Source organism: Streptomyces sp. NPDC088350, from assembly GCF_044753545.1.
In the GTDB taxonomy this organism is placed as follows: domain Bacteria; phylum Actinomycetota; class Actinomycetes; order Streptomycetales; family Streptomycetaceae; genus Streptomyces.
In genome coordinates, this window is the sequence record NZ_JBIVNL010000005.1 from 531,676 (window position 1) to 557,243 (window position 25,568).

Sequence of the window (25,568 nt, forward strand, 5' to 3'; positions counted from 1 at the left end):
GGGCGCACCCCGACCGTGGACCAGGACCAGCCCACCCCGGCAGCAGCCCACGCCCGACAGACCAGCCAGCACACCTCCACCACCCACCAAGACCGGCGGACAACCGAACCCACCCCGCCCGCAGGTCGAGGCCGACGGGCGGCCCGGCTCGCTGCTCGGCTGCCGTTGTCGCGGCCGGTGGGGCTGGGGCCGGCGCGGCCGTTCGCTCGGCCCGCGCGTACGGTCGCGATGGTCGTCGCGGTGCTGTTCGGCGTCGCCGCCGTCACCTTCGCGACCGGTCTGTCCTCGTCGTTGGCCGCGGTGATCGCGGCCCAGCCGGGCACCCGCGCGTACTACGGCAGCGCCTCCACGGAGATCGCCGTATCGGGGATGAGCGGAGCCGTCACCGCGACCGCGTTCGAGGGCGATGCCTCGTGGGGCGGTTTCACGATGGTCGGCGGGCGCTGGTTCACGAAGGCGGGCGAGGCCGTCGTACCCAGTACGATCCTGACCGCCACCGGGACGAAGGTCGGCGACACCGTCACACTCACCGTGCGGGGCAAGGCAGTTGGGGTTCGGATCGTCGGGGAGGTGTTCGACACCAGCAACGACGGCCGTACGGTCTTCACCGACGCGGCCACGCTCAAGTCCGCCGCCCCCGACCTCAAGTCCACGACCCAGTACGTCGATCTGAAGCCCGGCACGGACCCGGACGCGTATGTCACCGCGCTGGACGCCGAGTTGAAGCCCTTGGGGGTCAGCGCGACCAGCGCCAGGTACGCCAGCGGCAGCGACGCCGCCGCCCTCCTCGACTCGCTCACGGCACTGCTGACCCTGCTGCTGGTGTGCGTCGCCGCACTCGGTGTGTGGGCGGGGTCGTCCTCGACACCCACGAGCGTGTCCGCGACCTCGGCATCCACAAGGCGCTCGGCATGACACCCCGGCAGACGGTCACGATGGTCGTCACCTCGGTCGTCCTGCCCGGACTCGCGGGCGGCGCCCTCGGCGTACCGCTCGGCCTGGCCGTGCACGGCGCTGTGCTCCCCGCGATGGGCCACACGGCGGACCTGCGGCTGCCCGAGTCCGTCATCGATGTCTACGACGCCCGGGACCTGGTCCTGCTCGGGCTCGCCGGTGTCGCCGTCGCCGTCCTCGGTTCCCTGCTCCCGGCCGGCTGGGCGGCGCGCATCCGCACCGCGACCGCGCTCCGCGCCGAATAGGCGGGCCGACCACGGACACCGAAATGCCACGCAACCCTCTCGCAACCTTGCGTGTGCTGCGATGGGCCACCGACATCCGGCTTTCTGGGGACGGTTGACATGGACGAAAACACCCCGCGCGTCGAACTCACCCCCGCCGCGGCCGACCTGCTGCGTCAACTGCACGCCCAGCACGGCCCGCTGATGTTCCATCAGTCCGGCGGCTGCTGCGACGGCAGTGCGCCCATGTGCTACCCGGAGGGCGAGTTCCGCACCGGCGGCTCGGACGTGCTGCTCGCCGAACTGGTGGTCGAGGGCGTGCCGGAGCCCGTGACGTTCTGGATCTCGCGCAGCCAGAACGAGGTGTGGAGTCACACGCGCCTGATCGTGGACGTCGTAGCGGGCCGGGGCAGTGGTTTCTCGCTGGAAGCACCCGAGGGGGTGCGTTTTCTCACCCGTTCTCGTGTAGTCGGCGCCTAGGAGCCCCGCCGGCCACCGTCCTCTGATGCACTTCCCCTGAGTCCTGGGAGAGTTGACGAGACATCAGGGGGCACTGTGACGCACCGTCAAAAGCGTTTCAGAGCAGACCGTTTCAGAGCTGAGAGTTTCCGAGCTGAGAGTTTCAGAAGAACGGAGCGTGCGGGCGCGGGAAGATCGGTACTCGCGTCTCTCACGGCATTCGGCGCGCTGGCCGGTGCGGCCCTGCTGGGGGCGGCACCGGCCGGCGCCGTGCAGGGCGTCACCCGGCTCGCGCCGGGTGTCACCTACGAGCAGTTCGACATCTCGGCGGCCAAGGGGGTGACCCACGCCCATGTGGTCGTCGTCGATCTGCGCAACGCCCATGTGCGCGTCAACCTGCTGTATCCGGGTGCGGTCGCGGCCCGGGAGCCCGTCTCCCGGCTGGCCGACTCGGTGGGCGCCGTCGCGGGTGTCAACGGTGACTTCTTCAACATCACCGAGACCCAGCACCCGGGCGTCGCGGCCACCGGCTCCACCGACGGACCGGCGATCGCGTCCGGTGTCGCGCTCAAGGCCGCGGTGCCGGACGGCCAGCGTTTCGGGCCCGCGCCGCCGCCCGGTACGAACACCCGGAACGTGCTCGGCGTGGGTGTCGACCGGGTGGCCCGGCTGGACAGCCTCACCCTCAGCGGGACGATCCGCACCCCGCACGGACGGCTGACACTCGGCGGGTTCAATCAGTACGCCCTGCCGGAGAACTCCATCGGTGCGTTCACCACACAGTGGGGCAGTGTCTCCCGGGTGCGGGCCACATGTGGCACGGACACGAACCGGGCCGCCGCCTGTAGTGCGAACACATATGAAGTGACCATTCGCGGCGGCCGGGTCGTGTCGTCCTCCACCACCCCCGGCAGCGGTGCCATCGCCGCCGGCACCACCGTGCTCGTCGGCCGGGAGACGGGTGCGCAGCGGCTGCGGAAGCTGGTCAGGGGCGAGCCGGTACGCGTGCAGCACCGGCTGGTGGCATCGCGGTCCGGGGTCCCGTACCGCTTCGCTCTCGGCGGCTACCCGGTCCTGCGCGGCGGACAGCCGCCGGCCGGCCTCGACAACACGACCTCGGCCGTGCGCACCGCCGTGGGGATCGCCAACAGCGGCCACCGCCTGCTGCTGTTCGCGACGGACGGCGCGGTCGCGTACCGCAGCGGCCTGACGATCGCCGAAGTCGCCGCCCAGATGCGGAAACTGGGCTCGGTCGACGCCTTCAGCCTGGACGGCGGCGGTTCGACGACCCTGGTCACCCGCGCGTCCGGCGCGGGCGCCGTCACGGTACGGAACCATCCCAGCGGCGGCGCCGAACGGCCCGTACCGAACGGTGTCGGGATCTTCTCGACCGGCTGACCTCACGGATGCAGGCCGCTCACCAGATCCGCGGTGGCCGTGAGGCCGCTGTGGATCGTGGGCGCCATGCTGGTACTGGCCATGAAGAACCCGAGCAGTGCGCAGACCAGCGCATGGGAGACCTTCAGCCCGCCGCTGCGCATGAAGATCACCGCAAGGATCAACAGCAGCAGCACCACAGAGATGGAAATGGCCATCGTCACCCTCCTCCGCCACGCCGCCATGTCTGATTCACGGCGTTCGGCCGCAAGTGTGGCGTAGCGGAGGGTTCATCCGGGCTACTGACGTGTCCCCCGAACGTGTGGTGTCACGCCGTGCGGTCTCACGCCGTGCGGTGGGCGTCCAGGAACGCTTCCAGACCGGCGAGGTCGTCGGTGTTGAGGAAGTCCACACCGGCGGCGAGCAGTTCGCCCCACAGCGCGTCCCGGGCCGGGCCCGCCAGGTCCGGGGTGTTCCAGAACCGTACGGTCTGCCCGGCCCCGTGTGCCTGCCGGACGATGGAGCGCAGCTTCTGCCGTTCGGCGTCGGGGAAGGCGCCGTCGCCGAGCCAGGTGAAGTTGAGCGCCCAGTTGTCGCTGATGAGCGAGATGAAGGAGGCGGGCGCGGAGCTGCCGAGATCGGTGAGCCGGCCGTCGTAGAAGGCGCGGCGCACGGTCTGCGCCTCCATGGGGATACGGGCCGCGCGGTCGCCGGAGATCACGTTGGTGATCGCGCCCGGGTGGACGCGTCCGTGGGCGTAGGTCGTGAACAGGTGCTTGTAGCGCAGGAGATGGCGGTCGAGTTCGAGGTAGGTCGAGGAGCCCTCGGTCTTGATGTCGATCAGGAGCTGGAGCGGCTTGCGCCAACCCCGGTGCACCGAGCCGTGGTTGGCCTTCACGAGGGCGGCGAGCGGGTCGAGGTAGAGGGATTCGAGCGTGCGGCTCGGGTCGAGTTCGGAGGTGTCGTGACCGATGAGGAGTTGGTCGCCGACGAGGAAGATGTCGGCCTCGACGCTGCCGAAGCGGTGGTCGAGGGCGTCGAAGAGCGGGCGGGGATGCTCGTAGTCGTTGTGGGCGTGGGCGCGCCACAACGGCCGTGGACGGTGCCCTTGTTCGCCGGCGAACGCGCTGCCGGCGGGCGGGGCGAGGACGGCCGCGAGCGTGGTGCCGAGCGCGGTGAGGGCTCTGCGGCGGGTGATGTGGGCCATGGTGTTCCTCCCTGTGGGGCGGGTTCGAACCACAGGGAGTATGAGGCTGCCGGGACTCCAACGAACCTGTACATGCCAGGAGTTGGCCGGACCGCCCTCGCTTGTTCACTCCTTCGGCGGGGGCGCACGGAAAAGCCCGCCCCAGGTGGGACGGGCTTTCCGCAGGCTTCACCTCATGGCGCTCAGGGCGCTCAGGGCGCTTGCAGGTCGACCAGTTCGGCCAGTGCCTCGCGGTGGGCGCCCGCCGTGCCGTAGGCGATCGAGTCGGCCTTGGCCCGCTTCAGGTAGAGGTGGGCCGGGTGCTCCCACGTCATGCCGATGCCACCGTGCAACTGGACGGCCTCCTCGGCCGCGTGGACGGCGACGGCCGCCGCGTAGGCCTGTGCGACGGCGACCGCCACGTCGGTGTCCTCGCCGGTCGCGAGGGCGTCGGCCGCGTTGCGCGCGGCGGCCCGCAGGCTGACGACCTCCAGCCACAGCTGCGCGAGCCGGTGCTTGAGCGCCTGGAACCCGCCGACGGGCCGGTTGAACTGCTTGCGCTCCTTCAGGTACCGGACCGTCTCGGTCAACGTCCAGTCGGCGAGCCCGAGTTGCTCGGACGCGAGCAGCCCGGCACCGGCCCGCAGGGCGCGTCGTACGGCGGGCTCGGCGTCGCCGATCCGGCGCCCCGCTGCCCCGTCGAACACCACACGCGCCAACGGCCGCGTCAGGTCCAGGGACACCTGCGGTACGACGGTCACGGCGCCCGCGTCGACGGCGTACAGCCCGCCGTCCTCGCCCGGCACCAGCAGCACATCGGCGGCGGACGCGTCCGCGATCCCGGTCAACTCCCCGTACAGGGAGCCGTTTTCGTGCCGCACGGCCTTGTAGGAGCTGCCCGGTGCGACGCTCAGGGACACGGCGAGGGCGCCGATCCGCCGGCCGGAGGCCAGTTCGGCGAGGAGGTCGTCCGCGTCGCACGCGAGCAGCGCCTCGGTGGCCACGACCGCACTCGTGAGGTACGGCACGGGAGCGACCGCGCGGCCCAACTCCTCCAGCACGACGGCGACTTCGCGGTGGGTGGCGCCCTGGCCGCCCTGCGCCTCGGGCACCAGGAGTCCGGCGAGGCCCATACCCTCGGTGAGGGACTTCCACAGGGACAGGTCGTGCGGGGCGTCCGACTCGGTGCGCGTGATGACACTCGCCGCGTCGCAGTGGTCGGTGAGCAGGTCCCGGACGGCGGCGCGCAGCGCCTCTTCCTCCTCCGAGTAGAGCAGATCCGTCATCGGGCGAGGTCCTTCCAGGCGACGTCCTTGTCGGTGCGCGGCTCGGCCGGGAGGCCCAGGACGCGCTCGGCGACGATGTTCAGCAGGACCTCGCTGGTCCCGCCCTCGATGCTGTTGCCCTTGGAGCGGAGGTAGCGGTAGCCGGCGTCGCGGCCGGTGAAGTCCACCAGTTCCGGGCGGCGCATGGTCCAGTCGTCGTACAACAGGCCTTCCTCGCCCCGGAGTTCGACCTCCAGGCCGCTGATCTCCTGGTTGAGGCGGGCGAAGGAGAGCTTCATGCCGGAGCCCTCGTGGCCGGGCTGGCCCGCCACGAGCTGCTGGCGCAGCCGCTCACCGGAGAGCCGGGCGACCTCGGCCTCCACCCAGAGCTTGAGGAGGCGCTGGTGGAGGTCGTGGGTGCGCAACTCCGGTCGCGTGCGCCAGGTTTCGCTGATCGGGCCGATCATGCCGCCCTCGCGGGGGATGCGCATGCCGCCGATGGAGACGCGCTCGTTCATCAGCGTGGTCTGCGCGACCCGCCAGCCGTCGCCGACCTCGCCGAGGCGGTGGGCGTCGGGGATGCGGACGTCGGTGAGGAAGACCTCGTTGAACTCGGCCTCGCCGGTGATCTGGCGCAGCGGGCGGACGTCGACACCGGGGTCGGTCATGTCGCAGACGAAGTAGGTGATGCCCGCGTGCTTGGGCACGTCCGGGTCGGTGCGCGCGATGAGGATGGCCCAGCGGGCGAGGTGGGCGCTGGACGTCCACACCTTCTGCCCGTTGACGATCCAGTCCTCGCCCTCACGGACGGCCCGGGTGCCGAGCGCGGCCAGGTCGGACCCGGCGCCCGGCTCGCTGAAGAGCTGGCACCAGACCTCCTCGCCGACCCAGAGGGGCCGCAGGAACTGCTGCTTCTGCTCCTCCGTGCCGTACCTCAGGATCGTCGGGGCGGCCATGCCGAGGCCGATGCCGATCCGGCGGGGGTCGTTGTCGGGGGCGCCCGCGGCCTCCAACTCGGCGTCCACGACGGCCTGGAGGGCGCGCGGGGCACCGAGTCCGCCGAGGCCTTCGGGATAGTGGACCCAGGCCAGCCCCGAGTCGAAGCGGGCCTTGAGGAAGTCGAGGCGGTCGGTCTCCAGGGGCGGGTGCGCGGCCAGCAACTCGGCCGTGAGACGCCTGAGTTCAGTTGCGTCGATCGTCATGCGGCGGCTCCGTTCTCCAACGACGGGTTCTCCAGCGACGGCACGATGGTGACCCGGCCGGTCGTGACGCCGTCGGCGACCCGCTGCACGGCGTCGGCCGCCCCGCTCAGCGGCACGCGCTCGCTCACCAGGGGCTTGATGACACCCCGGGCGGCCAGGTCGGTGAGCTGCTCGTGGCAGTGCAGGATCAGCTTCGGGTTCTTGGTGGCGTACAGGCCCCAATGCAGGCCCAGGATCGCGTAGTTCTTCACGAGGGCGTGGTTGAGCGACGGGCTCGGGATGGTGCCGCTCGCGAAGCCCACGACCACGATCCGGCCCTCGAAGGCGACGACCTTCGTGGACTGTGTGTAGGCGTCGCCGCCGACCGGGTCGTAGATCACGTCCGCGCCGCGCCCGCCGGTGGCCTCCTTGACGGCCGCGACGACGTCCTCGGTACGCCGGTCGATCACGACGTCGCAGCCCAACTCCCGTGCCACGACCGCCTTTTCGGCACCGCCGACGACACCGATGACGGTGGCACCGGCGGCCTTGCCGAGTTGTACGGCCGCGCTGCCGACCCCTCCGGCGGCGGCATGGACGAGCAGGGTCTCGCCGGCCTCCAGGCGGGCGCGCCGGTGAAGGCCGAACCAGCCCGTCTGGTAACCGATGTGGAGCGCGGCCGTCTCCGCGTCGTCCAGCGACTCGGGGGCGGGCAGCAGTCCGGCGGCGTCCGCGACGGCGAACTCGGCGAAACCGCCGTACGGCAGCGCGGGGTTGGCGATCACGCGGCGGCCGTCCTCGGTCTCGCCGCAGATCTCCACGCCGGGGGTGAACGGGAGCGGGGGCCTGACCTGGTAGTGGCCTCGGCACATCAGGACGTCCGGGAAGTTGATGTTCGCGGCGCGCACCTTGAGCAGGACCTGGCCGTCGCCGGGTGTCGGCTGCTGCACTTCCTCCAGGCGCATCGCCTCACTCGGCTCGCCGTTCTGGTGCACTTGCCATGCCTGCATGCGGGGCCTCCACGGGACTGCTCTGTCTGACCGGGGTCGGTTGCATACTAAGCGGTCGCTTGCGATTCGGGGAACCGTCGGGTTCGTCACGGTCCGGGGGTGCGTACAGCTCTTTGAGCGCGGGCCGGTGGGGGCTGGGCGCGCCCACGCGGCGGAGCCGCAAATCGACACAGCCCCGCGCCCCTGAAGGGGCGCTCCAGTGGGCGACGTCTTTTACTGGCCCCGCTTCGGCCTGGCCCTTACATGCATCTTCTCCCCCTGCGGGCCGAACAGGCTCAGGAACTCCGCCGGCCCCTCCCCCGTCGACCCGAACCAGTGCGGCACGCGCGTGTCGAACTCGACGGCCTCCCCGGTCGCGAGCACGACGTCGTGCTCGGCGAGCACGAGCCGCAGCCGCCCGGACATCACGTACAGCCACTCGTAGCCCTCGTGCGTCCGCGGATCGGGTTCCTCCTGCCCCTGGGGCACCAGCACCTTGAAGGCCTGGGGTCCGCCCGGCTGGCGGGTGAGCGGCCAGTAGGTGCGCCCGTGCCGCTGGATGGGCTCGGACCGCACCCGTGGATCACTCACCGCCTGCGTCCCCACCAGTTCGTCCAACGGCACCTGATGGGCCCGTGCGATCGGCAGCAGCAGTTCCAGGCTGGGCTTGCGCAGCCCGGACTCCAGCCGGGACAGCGTGCTCACCGAGATGCCGGTCGTCTCCGACAGCCCGGCGAGGGTCGCGCCCCGCTCCTTCCGGATCCGTCGCAGCCGCGGGCCGACCTCCGCCAGGATCTCGTCCGTGTCGTCGCTCATGTCCGTTATTGCAGTTTCGGCAAACGCGTTTGTCAATACGGCCGGACCGGGGCGACCTTCTGAGTGGAGGTGGTCACCGTGACCGACACATACGAAGTGATCGTCATCGGCGGGGGCGCTGCCGGGCTCTCCGCCGCGCTGGTGCTGGGCCGGTCCCGGCGCCGCAAGCTGGTCGTGGACGCGGGCGAGCCGCGCAACGCGCCCGCCGCGCACATGCAGGGCTATCTGTCCCGGGACGGCATGTCCCCCGCCGAGTTCCAGGCGCTCGGCCGCGAGGAGATCGGGCGCTACGGCGTCGACCTGGTCCGGGACCGGGTCGTGGACGTCACCAGCGGCTTCGCGGTCACGCTCGCCGGCGGGGAGACCGTCCGTGCCCGGCGGCTCGTCATCGCCACCGGTCTCAAGGACGAGCTGCCCACCGTCCCCGGAGTCGCCGAGCGCTTCGGCCGGGACGTGATCCACTGTCCGTACTGCCACGGCTGGGAGGTCCGCGACCAGGCGTTCGGCGTGCTCGCGACGACGCCGATGAGCGTGCACCAGGCGCTGATCGTCTCGCAGTGGTCCAAGGACGTGACCCTGTTCCTGCACACGGTCGCCGAGTCGGAGCTGACGGACGACGACCTGCGCAGGCTGGCCGCCGCCGGGGTCGCCGTAGTGCCCGGTGAAGTCGTGGAACTGGTCGTCGACGACGACCGACTCACCGGCGTCCGCCTGGCGGACGGCACCACGCACCCCCGCGAGGCCGTGTTCGTCGCGCCCCGTCCGATTCCGCAGACCGGCCTCCTGGAGAAGCTGGGCGCCGAAATGCAGGAGACCCCGTTCGGCGCGTACCCCGTGGTCGATCCGACGGGCCAGACGACCGTGCCCGGGGTGTGGGCGGTCGGCAACGCGATGGGCTTCGGAGAGCAGGTCGTGAACGCGGCCTCCGCCGGTTACCGCGCGGGCGCCACCATCAACGGGGAGCTCCTCATGGCCGACCTCGACGCCGACATCCTGTCGTAGCCGCCCGGGTGTAGACCGCCCGCCTCCGTTGCACGATGGCTGCATGCTGCTGACCCGGCTCGCGCAGGTGTCCCAGGAGGTCGCCGCCACCTCGGCGCGGTCCCGGAAGATCGCTCTGCTCGCGGAGCTCTTCCGGGACGCGGAGGCGGACGACGTCCCGATCGTCATCCCGTATCTCGCGGGCCGCCTGCCCCAGGGCCGGCTCGGCATCGGCTGGAAGGTGCTGAGCCAACCGGTCGCCCCGGCCCCGGAACCCACCCTGACCGTGCGCGAGGTGGATGCCCGCCTCACCGCCCTCGGCAAGGTGTCGGGCACCGGCTCACAGGCCGAACGCGCCCGTCTCGTGGGCGAGTTGATGGGCGCGGCCACCGCCGACGAGCAGCGCTTCCTGTTCGGCCTGATCACGGGCGAGGTCCGGCAGGGCGCCCTGGACGCGGTCGCGGTCGAAGGCCTCGCCGAGGCGACCGGCGCACCCTCCACGGACGTACGGCGGGCGGTCATGCTGGCCGGTTCGCTCCAGGCGGTGGCCGAGGCCCTGCTCGCCGAGGGCCCCGCCTCCCTCGACCGCTTCCGGCTGACTGTGGGCCGCCCGGTCCTGCCGATGCTCGCGCACAGCGCCCCCTCCGTCGCGGAGGCGGTGGAGAAGCTGGGCGTCTGCGCGGTCGAGGAGAAGCTCGACGGCATCCGCGTCCAGGTCCACCGCGACGGCGACGTCGTACGGCTCTACACCCGCACCCTCGACGACATCACCGACCGCCTGCCCGAACTCACCGCCGCCGCCCTGGAGTTGAGAGGCGAGCGGTTCGTCCTGGACGGTGAGGTCATCTCCTTCGACGCGGACGGACGGCCGCGCTCCTTCCAGGAGACGGCCGGCCGGGTCGGCTCCCGGGTGGACGTGGGCACGGCCGCCGAGACCGTGCCTGTCTCCCCCGTGTTCTTCGACGCGCTGTCCGTCGACGGCCGCGACCTGCTCGATCTGCCGTTCGCCGAACGGCACGCGGAACTGGCCCAGTTGGTGCCGGAACCGATGCGCGTCCGCCGCACCCTCGTGTCCGGCCCGGAGGACGTCCCCGCAGCGGAGGCCTTCCTCGCCGAGACCTTGGAGCGCGGCCACGAGGGGGTCGTGGTCAAGGGCCTCGACGCCCCCTACAGCGCGGGCCGGCGGGGCGCCTCCTGGCTGAAGGTGAAGCCCGTCCACACCCTCGACCTGGTCGTCCTGGCCGCCGAGTGGGGCCACGGCCGCCGCACCGGCAAGCTCTCGAACCTCCACCTCGGCGCCCGCAACCCCGACGGCTCCTTCGCGATGCTCGGCAAGACCTTCAAGGGCATGACCGACGCCGTGCTGACCTGGCAGACCGAGCGCCTCCAGGAGCTGGCCGTGGAGAGCGACGGCCACGTGGTGACCGTACGGCCCGAACTGGTCGTGGAGATCGCGTACGACGGTCTGCAGAGGTCCACCCGCTATCCGGCCGGCGTCACTCTCCGCTTCGCCCGGGTCGTGCGCTATCGCGAGGACAAGCGGGCGGAGGAAGCCGACACCGTGGAGACGCTGCTGGCCGCGCACCCGGAGGTGAAGCCGTGAGCGGGAACGGGAAACGGAGCGCCGGACTGCTGTTGTTCCGGCACACCGATCACGGTCTGGAGGTGTTGCTCGGCCATATGGGTGGCCCGTTCTTCGCTCGGCGGGACGCCGGGGCATGGGGTGTGCCCAAGGGTGAGTACGAGCCGGACGAACCCGCCTGGGACGCGGCCCGGCGCGAGTTCCAGGAGGAGCTGGGGCTCGCGCCGCCCGAGGGAGAGGCGATCGCGCTCGGCGAGGTGCGGCAGACCAACGGGAAGGTCGTCACCGCGTGGGCGATCGAGGCCGATCTGGACCCGGCGACCATGGTGCCCGGCACCTTCCGGATGGAGTGGCCGCCGAAGTCCGGGCAGGTCCAGGAGTTCCCGGAGCTGGACCGGGTCGAGTGGTTCGGCCTCGAACGGGCGCGGGCGGTCATCGTCTCGGCGCAGGCCACGTTTCTGGACCGGCTGGCGGAGCACTCGGACTGAGCAGACGCGCATACGTTGCGGCCGTCCCCACCACGCGGGAAGGTCGAAGCACAGCCCGCTCCAGGAGGTCAGCCATGCCCATCGCGACGGTCAACCCGGCCAACGGCGAGACACTCAAGACGTACGAGGCCATGGGTGACGAGGAGATCGAGCGCCGGCTCCAACTCGCGGAGGCCACGTTCCGCACCTACCGCACGTCCGCCTTCGCCGAACGCGCCCGGCTCATGCACCGGGCCGCCGACCTGCTCGACGAGGACCAGCGGGACATCGGCCGGATCATGACCACCGAGATGGGCAAGCCGGTGAAGCAGGCCCGCGCGGAGGCCGCGAAGTGCGCGAAGTCGATGCGCTGGTACGCCGACCACGCGCAGGAACTGCTCGCCGACGAACTGCCCGCCGCGGCCGACGTGAAGGACTCCGGTGCCTCGCGCGCCCTGGTCCGCTACCGGCCGCTCGGGCCCGTGCTCGCGGTGATGCCGTGGAACTTCCCGCTCTGGCAGGTGATCCGCTTCGCGGCACCCGCGCTGATGGCGGGCAACGTAGGCCTGCTCAAGCACGCGTCGAACGTCCCGCAGACCGCGCTCTATCTGGAGGACCTGTTCCACCGCGCGGGCTTCCCGGAGGGCGCCTTCCAGACCCTCCTCGTCGGTTCGGGCGCGATCGCGGAGATCCTGCGCGACGAGCGGGTGAAGGCGGCCACCCTCACCGGCAGCGAGCCGGCGGGGCGGGCGGTCGCGTCCGTCGCCGGGGACATGGTCAAGAAGACGGTGCTCGAACTCGGCGGCAGCGACCCGTACATCGTCATGCCGTCCGCCGACGTCGAACGGGCCGCGGCGATCGCGGTGACGGCGCGGGTGCAGAACAACGGGCAGTCGTGCATCGCCGCCAAGCGGTTCCTCGTGCACACGGATGTCTTCGACGCGTTCACCGAGCGCTTCGTGGCGGGCATGAAGGCGCTGAGGGTCGGCGACCCGCTGAAGGAGGAGACCGAGGTCGGTCCGGTCGCGAGCGAGCAGGGCCGCAGCGATCTGGAGGAGCTCGTCGACGACGCCGTGGAGAGCGGGGCGACCGTGCTGTGCGGTGGCGAGCGGCCCGACGGGGACGGCTGGTACTACCCGCCGACCGTCCTCACCGACATCACCCGCGAGATGCGCATCCACCGCGAGGAGGCGTTCGGGCCCGTCGCCACGCTGTACCGGGTCGCCGACCTCGACGAGGCCGTACTGATCGCCAACGACACGCCGTTCGGGCTGAGTTCGAACGTGTGGACGCGGGACGACGCCGAGGTCGACCGTTTCGTACGGGATCTGGAGGCCGGCGGGGTGTTCGTCAACGGGATGACCGCGTCGCATCCGGCGTTCCCGTTCGGCGGGGTGAAGCGGTCCGGGTACGGGCGGGAGTTGTCCGGGCACGGAATCCGCGAGTTCTGCAACATCACCACGGTATGGCACGGAGCGTGAGCGTTCCGCGGCTACGATCCCCTGTGTGAACCGCGAAGTGACTCTGCCTCTGATCGTCGACGACCGCGGGACCTTGCAGGTGGCTGCGGCCGATGTGAGCAAGCTTCTCCGTACCGTGGGTGGGAGGTGGCTGCACCTTGTCGAGGCCGGGGAGGAGGGGCTTGATGAGGACACGGTGGCTGCGTTGACGATCGAGCTTGCGAAGCTTGCCGATCGGATCGACGTTGCGTGTATCGCGCACAGCAGTGGGGGGTCGTCGTAGTTCGCCGAGTGCGGGTGCGTCGTGGCTTGTCGCGCCCACGCGGCGGAGCCGCAAATCGACACAGCCCCGCGCCCCTAGGAAACTTCCCCTAGCGTGGTCCAGAACATCGCCTCGTAATGCTTGAGCATGGTGCTGTACGTGTTCACCAGCCGCTCGTTCGCCCGTTCCCTCCCCACCGCTGCCGCCGCCTTCTCATCCAGCTCCGGCGATGGCTGTGCGAAGAAATCGAAGAAGCCACAGGCCCCCTCCGCGAAGCCGTAGTGCCGGCGCAGCGCGCCCGCGATTGTCGCGCAATAGCCGCCCCATTCCGCGAAGTTGGATGTCAACGCCGTTACCACGTCCGTCGGTTCCGCGTTGAGGGCCAGCCACGCGACGTACGCCGGATAGGCCTGGCAGCCGGGCAACGGCTCATAGGTCCGCAACCGGATCTCGTCCACTCCGCACGCCTCCGCGAAGGCGGTCAGCCGCTCCCCCGCCATCGCCTCCCCCTCCGCCAGGAACTCGAAGAAGTCGGCCGCCTCGGGAGTTGCCGTCCTGCGTTGCGCCAGATGCAGGAAAGCGCGGCGGTCGGCCGGGATCACCCGGTGTTGTTCCAGGGCCAGGGTTGCGAGGGTTTCCCGGGGTGCGGTGCCGGCCTCGATTCGGGCTACCAAAGGGTTGGTGGTCATCGCGTCCTTCTTCAGCCGGGGTCCGGATACTGATCCGACCTTTACACAGGGTCCCTGAATTGGAGTAGTCCACCGAGAGATCGTCGCCCTCAAGGGTGATCGTGGGGACACCACCCTCTGAGGTGAACCACCTTCTGACCGGCGGGCGAAGGCCTTCCGGAAGGCGAAAGCAGGGACGGTTCATGGCGACTTTGTGCAAGCCCTCGGTGTCGGTTCCCGAGTACGTGATCACGATGGAGGAGACGCTGGAGCTGGCGCGCTCCCGTCACGCGGACCACCCCAACCTGCCGCTGGCCCTCCGGCTGATCGAGAACACCGGTGTGCGTACCCGGCACATCGTGCAGCCCATCGAGGAGACCCTGAAGCACCCGGGGTTCGAGGACCGCAACAAGATCTACACGGCCGAGGCGAAGGCCCGGGTCCCGGCGGTCGTGCAGCGCGCGCTCGACGAGGCCGAGCTTCTCACCACCGACATCGACGTGATCATCTACGTGTCGTGCACGGGCTTCATGATGCCCTCGCTCACGGCCTGGCTGATCAACGAGATGGCCTTCGAGTCCACCACCCGCCAGATCCCCATCGCCCAGCTGGGCTGCGCGGCCGGCGGTGCGGCCATCAACCGGGCGCACGACTTCTGCACGGCCTACCCGGACGCCAACGCGCTCATCGTCGCCTGCGAGTTCTGCTCGCTGTGCTACCAGCCGACCGACCTCGGCATCGGCTCCCTGCTCTCCAACGGGCTGTTCGGCGACGGCATTGCCGCCGCCGTGGTGCGCGGGCGGGGCGGCACGGGCATCCAACTCGAACGCAACGGGTCGTACCTGATCCCCAAGACCGAAGAGTGGATCATGTACGACGTCCGGGCCACCGGGTTCCACTTCCTGCTGGACAAGCGGGTGCCGGCCACCATGGAGCCCCTCGCCCCGGCGCTCCAGGACCTCGCGGGGCTGCACGGCTGGGACGCCGCCGACCTGGACTTCTACATAGTCCACGCGGGCGGGCCCCGCATACTCGACGACCTGAGCAAGTTCCTGCAGGTCGACCCGCACGCGTTCCGGTTCAGCCGGGCCACCCTCACCGAGTACGGCAACATCGCCAGCGCCGTCGTGCTGGACGCGCTGCGCCGGCTCTTCGACGAGGGCGGCGCCGAGCACCGGGCGCGTGGACTGCTCGCCGGGTTCGGACCCGGTATCACCGCCGAGATGGCCCTGGGCCGCTGGCACCGCGACGACCGAGAGACGGCTTGAGTCCGGCATGACTGAAGAGACGCTCACCGAGACCCTGCCCCCGGTCCGGCCCTGGCCGGCCCTCGATCTGACCGGGGTGGACTTCGACCCGGTCCTCGCCAAGCTGATGCGGGAGGGTCCGGTCAACCGGATCAAACTGCCCAACGGCGAGGGCTGGGCGTGGCTGGTCACCCGGCACGACGACGTGCGGATGGTCGCCAACGATCCCCGGTTCAGCCGCGAGGCGGTGATGGACCAGCCGGTGACCCGGCTCGCCCCGCACTTCATCCCGGCCCGTGGCGCGGTCGGCTTCCTGGATCCGCCGGACCACACCCGGCTACGGCGCTCGGTCGCCCCGGCGTTCACGGCGCGCGGGGTGGAGCGGGTGCGGGAGCAGTCCCGGCTGCTGCTCGACGAGTTGGTCGACGAGCTGCTCCAGGACGGGCCGCCCACCGATCTCACCGAGACCGTGCTGAGCCCCTTCCCGATCGCGGTGATCTGCGAGTTGATGGGAGTGCCGGCCGCCGACCGGCACGGCATGCACACCTGGACGCAGCTCATTCTGTCCTCCTCGCACGGCGCCAAGGTCAGCGAGAGGGCCAAGGAGGAGATGGGCGCCTACTTCGGCGACCTGATCGGTCTGCGGGAGGGCAGTGACGGTGAGGACGTCGCCTCGCTGCTCGGTGCCGCCGTGGGCCGGGAGGAGATCACGCTGGAGGAGGCCGTCGGGCTCGCGGTGCTGCTCCAGATCGGCGGCGAGGCGGTCACCAACAACAGCGGGCAGATGTTCTACCTGCTGCTGACCCGCCCGGATCTCGTCGAACGGCTGCGCGCCGAACCGGAGTCGAGACCCCAGGCCATCGACGAACTGCTGCGCTACATCCCGCACCGCAACGCGGTCGGGCTGTCCCGGATCGCCATGGAGGACGTGGAGATCCGCGGCGTACGGATGCGGGCGGGCGACCCGGTGTACGTGTCGTACCTGGCCGCGAACAGGGACCCGGACGTGTTCCCGGACCCGGACCGTATCGACTTCTCGCGCAGTCCGAACCCGCACGTCTCCTTCGGTTTCGGCCCGCACTTCTGTCCCGGCAACATGCTGGCGAGGCTGGAGTCCGAGCTGCTGGTGGACGCGCTGCTGGACCGGCTGCCGGGGCTGAGGCTCGCGGTTCCGGCCGATCAAGTGCCGTTCAAGAAGGGCGCGTTGATCCGCGGGCCCGAGGCACTGCCCGTGACGTGGTGAGGTGCCGATGACGGCGACGGAGGGGCTGCTCGTGCCGCCGGGGCACGGCCGGATCGTACAGACGCCGGCGCAGCACGTGACGTTCAAGGTGACCGGCTCGCACTCGCGGACCGCGTCCACCTTCGAGGTCGTGGTGCCGCCGGGGTTCGACGTCGGGGCCCATGTGCACACCCGTAGCGAGGAGTTGTTCTACGTGCTCGAAGGCGAGCTGGACGTCCTCGCCTTCGAGCCGCGCATCCGGACACCGGACAACTGGCAGCGCTGGGAGGCGAGTTCGGGCAGTCGGGTGGTGCGGGCGACACCGGGCACGGTGATCGTCGTACCGCCCGGTTGTCCGCACGCGTTCGCGAACCCGACGGAGACGCCGGCGAAGATGTTCTTCCAGGCGTCTCCGCCGCCGGACCACGAGCGGTATTTCGAGGAGCTGTTGGAGATCCTCGGGGGTGGGGGGCCGCCGGATCATGCGGCTATCGAGGAGCTCAGGGCGCGTTATGACATCGAGCAGTTGACGCCTCTCAAACACCGGTAGTTGTTCGTCTACCGGCCGGTGGGGGCTGGTCGCGCAGTTCCCACCGGGCCCGCACCCGAGACTCAACGAATAGGCATCCCCGACAACGTCCTCGCGATCACCAGACGTTGGATCTCACTCGTGCCCTCGAAGATCGTGTAGATCGCCGCGTCACGGTGCATGCGCTCGACCGGATACTCACGGGTGTAGCCGTTGCCGCCCAGGATCTGAATGGCCTGGCCCGTGACCTTCTTCGCCGTCTCACTCGCGAACAGCTTCGACATCGAGCCCTCGGCCGCCGTGAACTGCTTGCCATTGACGGCCATCCAGGACGCGCGCCACACCAGCAGCCGGGCCGCGTCGATGGACGTACGCATGTCGGCGAGCTGGAAGGCGACACCCTGGTTGTCGATGATCGGGCGGCCGAACTGCTCGCGGGTCATCGCGTAGTCGAGGGCGACCTCGTAGGCAGCCCGCGCGGTGCCGACCGCCATGGCGCCCACCGCGGGGCGGCTCGCCTCGAACGTCGCCATCGCCGCGTTCTTCACCCGCTCGCCGCCGCCTGCCTTCGCGCGCTCACGGGCGCGGGCGAGGCGCTCGTCGAGCTTCTCCTTGCCGCCGAGCAGGCAGGAACCGGGGATGCGCGCGTCCTCCAGGACGACCTCGGCGGTGTGCGAGGCGCGGATGCCGTGCTTCTTGAACTTCTGCCCCTGGGACAGGCCCGGCGTGCCCGACGGGACGATGAAGGAGGCGTGGCCCTTGGAGCCGAGGTCCGCGTCGACGACCGCGACGACGACGTGGACGTTGGCGATACCGCCGTTGGTCGCCCAGGTCTTGGTGCCGTTGAGCACCCACTCGTCCTTGGCCTCGTCGTACACGGCACGCGTGCGCATGGAGGCCACGTCGGAACCGGCGTCGGGCTCGGAGGAGCAGAAGGCTGCGACCTTGACGTCGTTGGCGTCGCCGTACATCTGGGGAATCCAGGTGCCGATCTGCTCCTCGGTGCCGTTGGCGAGGACGCCGACCGCGGCGAGACCGGTGCCGACTATGGAGAGGGCTATGCCCGCGTCGCCCCAGAAGAGTTCCTCCATGGCCATCGGGATGCCGAGGCCGGTGGGGTCGAAGTACTGCTGGGCGTAGAAGTCCAGGGAGTAGATGCCGACCTTCGCGGCCTCCTGGATGACCGGCCAGGGAGTCTCCTCACGCTCGTCCCATTCGGCGGCGGCGGGGCGGATGACGTCGGCGGCGAAGCCGTGCAGCCAGTCCCGCACCTCCTTCTGTTCGTCGTTGAGTTCCATGGTGAACTCGGCCATGACTCCTCCAGCGGCGCACTAGCATGTTACTTGCGGTAACGACAGAGTCTGTTACCGACGGGTAGGAAAGTCAACTCCCCATGACCTCTCGGCAGCCCGTTCGAGGTGTGTGGCACGTTGAGTGTTAGTTTGCGCAGGCGTCACCGATTCAGCACGGGCGGGGAGAGACCATGAGCACCACACAGCGGACCGATCAACAGCGGTCCGCCGACCGCCGACGGCGCGAGTTGTTGGAGGCCGCGGACAGAGTGGTGCTGCGTGACGGTCCGCAGGCCTCGATGAACGCGATCGCCGCGGAAGCGGGTATTACGAAGCCGATTCTGTACCGGCACTTCGGGGACAAGGGTGGACTGTACGCCGCCCTCGCCAAACGGCACACGGACGCCCTGCTGTCTTCGCTGCGGGCCGCGCTGGACGCTCCCGCCGAGCGTCGGGAGCGGGTCGAGGCCACGCTTGATACTTACCTCGCCGCGATCGAGGCACTGCCTCAGGTGTATCGGTTTCTGATGCATCCCGTGGAAGGTGGGCAGACCGCTGACCAGGGGTTCGACACGGGGAATCACTCGGTTCCGCTGCTTCGGCGGATGGGGGAGGAACTCGCTCAGGTCATCGAGGAGCGGGTGGATCTCGGGCCGAACAGTCAGCAGCTGGCTCGGGTGTGGGGGCATGGGATCGTCGGGATGATGCATGCGGCGGGTGATTGGTGGCTGGGGGAACGGCCTTGCTCTCGGGCCGAGTTGGTGCGGAGTTTGGCTGATCTGTTGTGGGGGCGGTTGGCTGCCGCCGGGGACAAGGTGGGTGGGCCGGGGTTTTAGGGGGGTTGTGTTTCGGCTGCGGGTCGGTGGGGGCTGGTCGCGCCCACACGGCCGAGCCGCAAATCGACACAGCCCTGCGCCCCTAAAAGGCCTCAGTTCACCGGTGCCATGAAGCTCGGCCGACCTGTCTCATCAAGCGGGTGTGGCGCCAGCCCGTTACACGGTCCGCGTACACCGTCCCCTCCACGTGGTCGTACTCGTGCTGCAAGCACCTTGCGAACCAACCCGTGCCGTGCACGGTGATGGGTTCTCCCGTCACCGTGAAACCCTCCACCACCGCGTGGTCGTAGCGCTCCGTCCCCGCCTCCAGACCCGGCAGGGACAAGCAGCCCTCGGGGCCGCGCAGCACCAGCCCGTCCGCCTCTACGAGCCGTGGGTTCACCACATGGCCGACGTGGCGGACCTCCTCGTCGTCGGGGCAGTCGTAGACGAATACGCGCGAGGACTCGCCCACCTGGTTCGCGGCGAGGCCCACACCCTGGGCCGCGTACATCGTCGCGAACAAGTCCTCGACGAGGCGGGCGAGTTGTGGGCCGAAGTCTGTGACTTCCGCGCAGGAGGTGTGAAGCAAGGGGTCGCCGAGCAGAGTGAGGGGGCGGACTCGCCCGTGGGCGCCCGGGATGGAGCCGTATCGCATGGCCGCAAGGGTACGGTTCTCTACGGCGCACGCCCGCCGCGAGGCGTTCGCGGTGCCGCGGTTCGGGCACTGGGAGGGATCTCGATAGGCTGAGGTCCACACCACGTTGCCGGAGGCAGAGGCGCGGCGCGTACGCAAGGAGGATCGAGAACTGATGGCAGGCAACTCGGACCCGCTCACGCCGCGGGCCAAGCTGGCCGTGACGGCGGGCAAGGCGGTCGCGGCGGCATCGCGTGCCGCGGGGCGGGGCAGCGGATCGGTGATCGGCGGCCGAGTGGCACTCAAACTCGACCCCGACCTCCTCGCCCGGCTCGCGCAGAGCCTTGATGTGACCCTGGTCTCGGCCACCAACGGCAAGACCACGACCACGCGATTGATCGCCGAAGCCCTTGGGGCCGCCGGACCGGTCGTGTCGAACGCGCTCGGTGCCAACATGCCCGCCGGTATCACCTCGGCGCTGGCCGGTGGCTCGGACGCCAAGTTCGGGGTCATCGAGGTCGACGAGAAGTACCTCGCCGGCGTCGCCCGGGACACCGACCCCAAGTGCATCGCGCTGCTCAACCTCTCCCGCGACCAGCTGGACCGCGCGGCCGAGACCCGCATGCTCGCGGAGAACTGGCGTGAGGGGCTTGCCGGTTCGAAGGCGGTCGTCGTCGCCAACGCGGACGACCCGCTGGTCGTGTGGGCCGCCTCCTCCTCCCCCAACGTGATCTGGGTCGCCGCCGGCCAGATGTGGAAGGACGACGCCTGGTCGTGCCCGTCCTGCGGTGGCGTGATGCAGCGGCCCGGTGACGACTGGTTCTGCGGCGAGTGCGGATTCCGGCGGCCTACGCCGAGTTGGGCGCTCTCCGGGGATCATGTGCTCGATCCGCACGGGTCCGCCTGGCCCATTCACCTCCAGCTTCCGGGGCGCGCCAACAAGGCAAACGCCGCCTCCTCGGCCGCCGTCGCCGCCGTCTTCGGGGTGCCGCCGCAGGTCGCCCTGGAACGCATGTACCGGGTGCAGGCCGTCGCCGGGCGGTACGACGTCGTCCAGTTCATGCAGCGCGACCTGCGTCTGCTGCTGGCGAAGAACCCGGCGGGCTGGCTCGAAACGTTCAGCCTCATCGACCCGCCGCCGACCCCGGTGATCCTCTCGGTGAACGCGCGCGGCGCGGACGGCACCGACACCTCGTGGCTGTGGGACGTCGACTACACGCGACTGACCGGCCACCCCATCTTCGTCGTCGGCGACCGCAAGCTGGACCTCGCGGTCCGACTGGAGGTCGCCAACCAGCACTTCCAGGTCTGCGACAACCTCGACCAGGCCGTGCAGCTGGCACCGCCTGGCCGGATCGAGGTCATCGCGAACTACACCGCGTTCCAGGACCTGCGCCGCCGCGTCGGCAACTGAGACTCAGAGGACGAATTGACCATGAGCGACAACCAGCTGCGTCTGGTGTGGATCTACCCGGACCTGCTGAGCACCTACGGCGACCAGGGCAACGCCCTGGTCGTGGAACGCCGGGCGCGCCAGCGCGGCCTCGACGTGGCCCGGATGGACGTGCGCAGCGACCAGCCGATCCCCACCTCGGGCGACATCTATCTGATCGGCGGCGGTGAGGACCGCCCGCAGCGGCTCGCGGCCGAGCGCCTGCGCCGTGACGGCGGCCTGCACCGGGCCGTCGGCAACGGCGCGATCGTCTTCTCGGTGTGCGCCGGCTACCAGATCCTCGGCCACGAGTTCATCAACGACCTCGGCCAGCGCGAACCCGGCCTCGGCCTGCTCGACGTGGTGTCGGTGCGCGGCGAGGGCGAGCGGTGCGTCGGTGACGTCCTGGCGGACATCGACCCGCGCCTGGGCCTTCCCCAGCTGACCGGCTTCGAGAACCACCAGGGCGTCACCCACCTCGGCCCCACCGCCCGCCCCTTCGCCCAGGTCCACCTCGGCAAGGGCAACGGCACGGGCGACGGCACCGAGGGCGCGTACAACGACACCGTCTTCGGTACGTACATGCACGGGCCCGTACTCGCCCGCAACCCGCTGATCGCGGACCTGCTGCTGAAGCTGGCCCTCGATGTCAACGCGCTGCCGCCGATCGACGACCGCTGGTACGAGGCGCTCCGCAACGAGCGCATCACCGCAGCTCAGCAGCCTGCGTAGGCGACCCGTACACCTCGTCTTCGGACGCAGGCAACCAGCCCGTCTGACGGCACGTCCGCGCAGGTGAGCGGGGTCGTCCAGCAGGCGGACGCACGCTACGGTCCCGCCCCCTCCTGCCGTTAGGGTGGCGGGGTTCGTACCGGACAACGTGGTCCGGTTTCGGCCCACGTTGAGAAGGTTCTTCGGGCTATGCGCATTGGTGTCCTCACGTCCGGCGGCGACTGCCCCGGCCTGAACGCCGTCATCCGGTCCGTCGTGCACCGCGCCGTCGTGGACCACGGCGACGAGGTCATCGGCTTCCGGGACGGCTGGAAGGGCCTCCTGGAGTGCGACTACCTCAAGCTCGACCTCGACGCGGTGAGCGGCATCCTCGCTCGCGGCGGCACCATCCTCGGGTCGTCCCGCGTCCAGCCCTCCCATCTGCGGGACGGTGTCGAGCGGGCCCGGGGCCATGTCGAGGAGCTCGGTCTCGACGCCATCATCCCGATCGGCGGCGAGGGCACGCTCAAGGCGGCCAAGCTGATGTACGACGCCGGTCTGCCGATCGTCGGCGTCCCCAAGACCATCGACAACGACATCGCCGTCACGGACGTCACCTTCGGCTTCGACACGGCTGTCGGTGTCGCGACCGAGGCGCTCGACCGGCTCAAGACGACCGCCGAGTCCCACCAGCGCGTCCTCGTCGTGGAGGTCATGGGCCGCCACACCGGCTGGATCGCGCTGCACTCCGGCATGGCGGCCGGCGCCCACGCCATCGTCGTACCTGAACGCCCCTTCGACATCGAGGAGTTGGCGGCGCGGGTCGGTGAACGCTTCGCAGCGGGCAAGAGGTTCGCGATAGTCGTCGCGGCGGAGGGCGCCAAGCCGCGTGCGGGGTCCATGGACTTCGACGAGGGCAAGAAGGATGTCTACGGCCATGAGCGCTTCGCGGGGATCGCTCGGCAGCTGTCCATCGAGCTGGAGGAACGGCTCGGCAAGGAGGCGCGGCCGGTGATCCTTGGACATGTACAGCGGGGTGGTACGCCTACCGCGTACGACCGTGTTCTCGCGACTCGGTTTGGGTGGCATGCGGTGGAGGCCGCCCATCGGGGGGAGTTCGGGAAGATGACCGCGCTTCAGGGGACCGAGATCTTGATGGTGCCGTTGGCGGATGCGGTGGAGACGTTGAAGACGGTGCCTGCTGATCGGTATGAAGAGGCTGAGTGCGTGCTGTGAGCGCCGCGAGGTAGTTCGTCGGGTGCGGGTGCGTTGGGGCTGGTCGCGCAGTTCCCCGCGCCCCTGGGTGGGTGCACCTGGCCCCGGTCGCAGAAGTGACCGGGGGCAGTTCTAGTCTGGTGCGGACAGACTTGCACAACCCCCACGAATCAGGAGCCGTCCGATGGATCACGGCGGGCACGGCATGACCATGGATCTGCCGCCGTTCACGTTGGGGCGGGGGCTTGAGTGGTCGGCGGACCCGTTCTTCCTCACGGCCTGTCTGGTGGGGCTCGGGCTGTACGGCTGGGGGGTCGTGCGGTTGCGGCGGCGGGGGGACTCGTGGCCGGTGGGGCGGACGATCTCGTACGTCATCGGTGTGCTGACCATCGGGCTCGTGATGTGCACCAAGCTCAACGACTACGGCATGGTCATGTTCAGCGTGCACATGGTGCAGCACATGATCATCAGCATGCTCTCGCCGATCCTGCTGCTGCTCGGCGCCCCGATCACCCTGGCGCTGCGGGCGCTGCCGCCTGCGGCGAGGGGCAGCAAGGGGCCGCGCGAGCTGCTGTTGATGTTCCTGCACAGCCGGTACATGAAGATCGTCACGCATCCCGCGTTCACGATCCCGCTGTTCATCGCGAGCCTGTACGCGCTGTACTTCACGCCGATCTTCGACTTCCTGATGGGCTCGAAGACCGGGCACATCGCGATGATGGTGCACTTCCTCGCGGTGGGTGTGGTGTTCTTCTGGCCGATCATGGGTGTGGATCCGGGGCCGAACCGGCCCGGTTATCTGATGCGGATGCTGGAGCTGTTCGCCGGGATGCCGTTCCACGCGTTCTTCGGCATCGCGTTGATGATGGCGTCGGAGCCGATGGTCGAGACGTTCAAGCACCCGTCCGCCTCGCTCGGCATCGACGCGCTCTCCGATCAGAACGCGGCCGGCGGTATCGCCTGGGCGTTCAGCGAGATCCCGTCCGTGCTGGTGCTGATCGCCCTGCTGTTCCAGTGGTACAGCTCGGAGCAGCGGCAGGCCAAGCGGCAGGACCGGGCCGCCGACCGGGACGGCGACAAGGAACTCGAGGCGTACAACGCCTATTTGGCCTCATTGAACACACGAGGCAATTGAACACATGCGGCAACTGAACGGCAATTTCATTCAGTAGCATAAAGCGCGATGGGGGAACCGCCACCGGGGGGAGCGGTAATGACATGTCGCGCAGTTGTGCAAAGGACTGGAATTGCGGTGATCCGCAGGATCGCCGTACTGCTCGTCTGCGTCCTGGTCGTGAGTGGCTGCGGCGGGGGCGTACATATGTTCGTCGTGAAGGCGGTCGCCGCCGGAGTTCCGTCGCTCGCGCCTTTCTTCGACGAGAAACAGGGACTGGGCCACGACACCCAGGCGCGTTCGCTGCCGGTGCAGGGCACCTTGCAGCAGGGCGACACACCTGGTCTGTACGGCGGGACCACCAAGCCGACCATCTGTGACGTGGCGAAGCTCAAGAGGTTCCTGACCGATCCCGCGAACCACCAGAAGGCGGTGGCGTGGTCGAGCGTGCTGGGTATCACCACGGACGGGATCCCGGCCTATCTCGACCGGCTCACACCCGTGCTCCTGCGTCACGACACTCTCGTACAGAACCACGACTACAAAAAGGGAAAGGCCACGCCCTTCAACTCCCTTCTCCAGGCGGGAATCGCGATTCTCGTCGATGAGCAGGGCGAGCCCGCCGCGAAGTGCTCGTGCGGAAATCCGTTGCGCCCCTTCAAGGGCGACGCGGGGCGGATTTCCGTCAAGTTCGCGGACGGCAACAGGAAGTGGACCGGATATGAGTCGTCCTCCGTGGTGGCCGTGCGTCCGGCGCCGCACAGGATGGACCGGCTCGCCCTCGTCGACATCGACGATCCCGACCAGGGCATCACGCGTCCGGTCGGTACGACGGGCAAGCACGACACCGCCTTCGACACGCGGCGACAGCACGCCGTGCCGAACCTGGCCGGGGTGACCTTCGCGCAGGCCCGGGAGCGACTGGTGAGCAGCGGGCTGGCCGTCGGGTACGGCGGGAACGCGCCGCCGCCCGACGACGCGAAGGTCACCGCGACCGATCCGCCGGCCGGGACCGCGCTGCGGTTCGGGGAGTACGTGACGCTGAGCGTGTCCGGCGGGACGAGCACGGGGGCGACATCCACTCCCCCGGCTCCGACGACCTCCGGACCGACCCTGGGCCCGCCGACCTCCACGGCACCGCCCTCGACGTCCACATTGACGCCGCCCACCTCCTCCTCACCGCCCTCGTCCCCACCCCCGTCCTCGCCCGCGAGCAAATCCCCACCCCCGTCGAGCAGTTCTCCTACGACCGGCTCGCCCTCGGTGGTCACCGACTCGCCCGTGACGAGCGCGCCGGTCACCAGCAGCGCGCCCGTGACGACGAGTGCTCCGGTGACCAGCAGCGCGCCCGTCACCAGTAGCGCCCCCGTGACGACCAGCGCGTCGGTCTCCGCCGAACCGGTCACCAGTGACCCGGTGGCCAGTGACCCGGTGACCGGCACGCCCGCCGCGACCGAGACATGACGGGGAACCGGGAGGGGGA

General features: G+C 69.9%; 27 protein-coding genes. 18 read left to right on the forward strand and 9 right to left on the reverse strand.

Annotation, left to right across the window (positions count from 1 at the left end; all coding sequences use genetic code 11):
* Positions 1-15: 15 nt before the first annotated feature.
* From ACIQBL_RS20235 to ACIQBL_RS20250, 4 genes are all read left to right on the forward strand, one after another.
* A complete protein-coding gene (locus ACIQBL_RS20235) occupies positions 16-915 on the forward strand; it encodes a hypothetical protein (RefSeq protein ID WP_401943631.1) in 900 nt (299 codons plus the stop codon).
* A complete protein-coding gene (locus tag ACIQBL_RS20240) occupies positions 912-1,199 on the forward strand; it encodes a hypothetical protein (protein ID WP_401943634.1) in 288 nt (95 codons plus the stop codon). Before ACIQBL_RS20235 ends, ACIQBL_RS20240 begins: the two co-directional genes overlap by 4 nt.
* A 99-nt stretch (positions 1,200-1,298) precedes the next feature.
* Entirely contained in the window at positions 1,299-1,658 is a 360-nt protein-coding gene (locus tag ACIQBL_RS20245) for a DUF779 domain-containing protein (protein WP_401943636.1), read from the forward strand.
* Positions 1,659-1,883: 225 nt separating this feature from the next.
* Positions 1,884-3,035: a phosphodiester glycosidase family protein gene (locus ACIQBL_RS20250; protein WP_401944039.1), complete on the forward strand. Its 1,152-nt coding sequence runs from the start codon at positions 1,884-1,886 to the stop codon at positions 3,033-3,035.
* Positions 3,036-3,037: 2 nt separating this feature from the next.
* Here ACIQBL_RS20250 and ACIQBL_RS20255 read toward each other — a convergent pair whose 3' ends face one another.
* From ACIQBL_RS20255 to ACIQBL_RS20280, 6 genes are all read right to left on the reverse strand, one after another.
* Positions 3,038-3,232: a hypothetical protein gene (locus tag ACIQBL_RS20255; RefSeq protein WP_019070900.1), complete on the reverse strand. Its 195-nt coding sequence runs from the start codon at positions 3,230-3,232 to the stop codon at positions 3,038-3,040.
* 125 nt (positions 3,233-3,357) lie between these two features.
* The gene (locus ACIQBL_RS20260) at positions 3,358-4,221 is read right to left on the reverse strand and encodes a phosphatidylinositol-specific phospholipase C/glycerophosphodiester phosphodiesterase family protein (protein ID WP_401943639.1); all 864 of its coding nucleotides are present in this window, start codon (positions 4,219-4,221) and stop codon (positions 3,358-3,360) included.
* Between the two features lie 191 nt (positions 4,222-4,412).
* Entirely contained in the window at positions 4,413-5,486 is a 1,074-nt protein-coding gene (locus ACIQBL_RS20265) for an acyl-CoA dehydrogenase family protein (protein ID WP_401943642.1), read from the reverse strand.
* Entirely contained in the window at positions 5,483-6,667 is a 1,185-nt protein-coding gene (locus ACIQBL_RS20270) for an acyl-CoA dehydrogenase family protein (RefSeq protein ID WP_401943645.1), read from the reverse strand. The genes ACIQBL_RS20265 and ACIQBL_RS20270 overlap by 4 nt, the downstream gene beginning before the upstream one ends.
* Complete coding sequence (locus ACIQBL_RS20275; RefSeq protein ID WP_401943647.1) at positions 6,664-7,656, reverse strand: NADPH:quinone oxidoreductase family protein; 993 nt, start codon at positions 7,654-7,656, stop codon at positions 6,664-6,666. Before ACIQBL_RS20275 ends, ACIQBL_RS20270 begins: the two co-directional genes overlap by 4 nt.
* Before the next feature lie 213 nt (positions 7,657-7,869).
* Complete coding sequence (locus ACIQBL_RS20280; protein WP_401943650.1) at positions 7,870-8,451, reverse strand: helix-turn-helix domain-containing protein; 582 nt, start codon at positions 8,449-8,451, stop codon at positions 7,870-7,872.
* 78 nt (positions 8,452-8,529) lie between these two features.
* On the opposite strand from ACIQBL_RS20280, the gene ACIQBL_RS20285 reads away from it, so the two are divergent.
* The 5 genes from ACIQBL_RS20285 (at position 8,530) to ACIQBL_RS20305 (ending at position 13,224) form a co-directional block, all read left to right on the forward strand.
* A complete protein-coding gene (locus ACIQBL_RS20285; RefSeq protein ID WP_401943653.1) occupies positions 8,530-9,453 on the forward strand; it encodes an NAD(P)/FAD-dependent oxidoreductase in 924 nt (307 codons plus the stop codon).
* A gap of 43 nt (positions 9,454-9,496) precedes the next feature.
* Complete coding sequence (locus ACIQBL_RS20290) at positions 9,497-11,035, forward strand: ATP-dependent DNA ligase (RefSeq protein ID WP_401943655.1); 1,539 nt, start codon at positions 9,497-9,499, stop codon at positions 11,033-11,035.
* Positions 11,032-11,502 (forward strand): NUDIX domain-containing protein, encoded by a 471-nt coding sequence (locus tag ACIQBL_RS20295; RefSeq protein WP_401943658.1) that lies wholly within the window; start codon positions 11,032-11,034, stop codon positions 11,500-11,502. Before ACIQBL_RS20290 ends, ACIQBL_RS20295 begins: the two co-directional genes overlap by 4 nt.
* 74 nt (positions 11,503-11,576) lie before the next feature.
* Entirely contained in the window at positions 11,577-12,962 is a 1,386-nt protein-coding gene (locus ACIQBL_RS20300) for an NADP-dependent succinic semialdehyde dehydrogenase (RefSeq protein WP_401943661.1), read from the forward strand.
* Between the two features lie 25 nt (positions 12,963-12,987).
* Positions 12,988-13,224: a DUF6213 family protein gene (locus ACIQBL_RS20305; protein ID WP_317880821.1), complete on the forward strand. Its 237-nt coding sequence runs from the start codon at positions 12,988-12,990 to the stop codon at positions 13,222-13,224.
* Between the two features lie 74 nt (positions 13,225-13,298).
* Here the strand turns inward: ACIQBL_RS20305 and ACIQBL_RS20310 are convergent, their stop codons facing one another.
* Complete coding sequence (locus ACIQBL_RS20310) at positions 13,299-13,892, reverse strand: transcriptional regulator (RefSeq protein ID WP_401943664.1); 594 nt, start codon at positions 13,890-13,892, stop codon at positions 13,299-13,301.
* Positions 13,893-14,074: 182 nt separating this feature from the next.
* Between ACIQBL_RS20310 and ACIQBL_RS20315 the strand changes: the two genes are divergently transcribed.
* Genes ACIQBL_RS20315 through ACIQBL_RS20325 form a run of 3 tightly spaced genes read left to right on the forward strand, consistent with a single transcriptional unit; the run spans position 14,075 to position 16,890 of the window.
* The gene (locus ACIQBL_RS20315) at positions 14,075-15,139 is read left to right on the forward strand and encodes a type III polyketide synthase (RefSeq protein ID WP_401943666.1); all 1,065 of its coding nucleotides are present in this window, start codon (positions 14,075-14,077) and stop codon (positions 15,137-15,139) included.
* 7 nt (positions 15,140-15,146) lie between these two features.
* On the forward strand, positions 15,147-16,361 hold the full coding sequence (locus ACIQBL_RS20320) for a cytochrome P450 (protein WP_401943669.1): 1,215 nt from the start codon (positions 15,147-15,149) through the stop codon (positions 16,359-16,361).
* Positions 16,362-16,368: 7 nt separating this feature from the next.
* Positions 16,369-16,890, forward strand: a complete 522-nt coding sequence (locus ACIQBL_RS20325; RefSeq protein WP_401943671.1) for a cupin domain-containing protein — start codon at positions 16,369-16,371, stop codon at positions 16,888-16,890.
* Positions 16,891-16,952: 62 nt separating this feature from the next.
* Here the strand turns inward: ACIQBL_RS20325 and ACIQBL_RS20330 are convergent, their stop codons facing one another.
* Positions 16,953-18,182: an acyl-CoA dehydrogenase family protein gene (locus tag ACIQBL_RS20330; RefSeq protein WP_401943673.1), complete on the reverse strand. Its 1,230-nt coding sequence runs from the start codon at positions 18,180-18,182 to the stop codon at positions 16,953-16,955.
* Positions 18,183-18,352: 170 nt separating this feature from the next.
* Here ACIQBL_RS20330 and ACIQBL_RS20335 point away from each other — a divergent pair, with 170 nt between their 5' ends.
* Complete coding sequence (locus ACIQBL_RS20335) at positions 18,353-18,997, forward strand: TetR family transcriptional regulator (RefSeq protein WP_401943676.1); 645 nt, start codon at positions 18,353-18,355, stop codon at positions 18,995-18,997.
* Between the two features lie 97 nt (positions 18,998-19,094).
* Here the strand turns inward: ACIQBL_RS20335 and def are convergent, their stop codons facing one another.
* Positions 19,095-19,634 (reverse strand): peptide deformylase, encoded by a 540-nt coding sequence (gene def, locus ACIQBL_RS20340; RefSeq protein WP_401943679.1) that lies wholly within the window; start codon positions 19,632-19,634, stop codon positions 19,095-19,097.
* A 154-nt stretch (positions 19,635-19,788) separates the two neighbouring features.
* Here def and ACIQBL_RS20345 point away from each other — a divergent pair, with 154 nt between their 5' ends.
* The 5 genes from ACIQBL_RS20345 (at position 19,789) to ACIQBL_RS20365 (ending at position 25,549) form a co-directional block, all read left to right on the forward strand.
* Entirely contained in the window at positions 19,789-21,027 is a 1,239-nt protein-coding gene (locus ACIQBL_RS20345) for a MurT ligase domain-containing protein (protein WP_401943682.1), read from the forward strand.
* Positions 21,028-21,048: 21 nt separating this feature from the next.
* Positions 21,049-21,777: a type 1 glutamine amidotransferase gene (locus ACIQBL_RS20350; RefSeq protein WP_401943685.1), complete on the forward strand. Its 729-nt coding sequence runs from the start codon at positions 21,049-21,051 to the stop codon at positions 21,775-21,777.
* Between the two features lie 189 nt (positions 21,778-21,966).
* The gene (locus ACIQBL_RS20355) at positions 21,967-22,992 is read left to right on the forward strand and encodes a 6-phosphofructokinase (RefSeq protein WP_401943688.1); all 1,026 of its coding nucleotides are present in this window, start codon (positions 21,967-21,969) and stop codon (positions 22,990-22,992) included.
* 163 nt (positions 22,993-23,155) lie between these two features.
* Positions 23,156-24,106 carry a cytochrome c oxidase assembly protein gene (locus tag ACIQBL_RS20360; RefSeq protein ID WP_401943690.1) on the forward strand — a complete coding sequence of 317 codons (951 nt, stop codon included), beginning with the start codon at positions 23,156-23,158 and terminating at the stop codon, positions 24,104-24,106.
* Between the two features lie 117 nt (positions 24,107-24,223).
* Entirely contained in the window at positions 24,224-25,549 is a 1,326-nt protein-coding gene (locus ACIQBL_RS20365; protein WP_401943692.1) for a DUF6777 domain-containing protein, read from the forward strand.
* Positions 25,550-25,568: the final 19 nt, after the last annotated feature.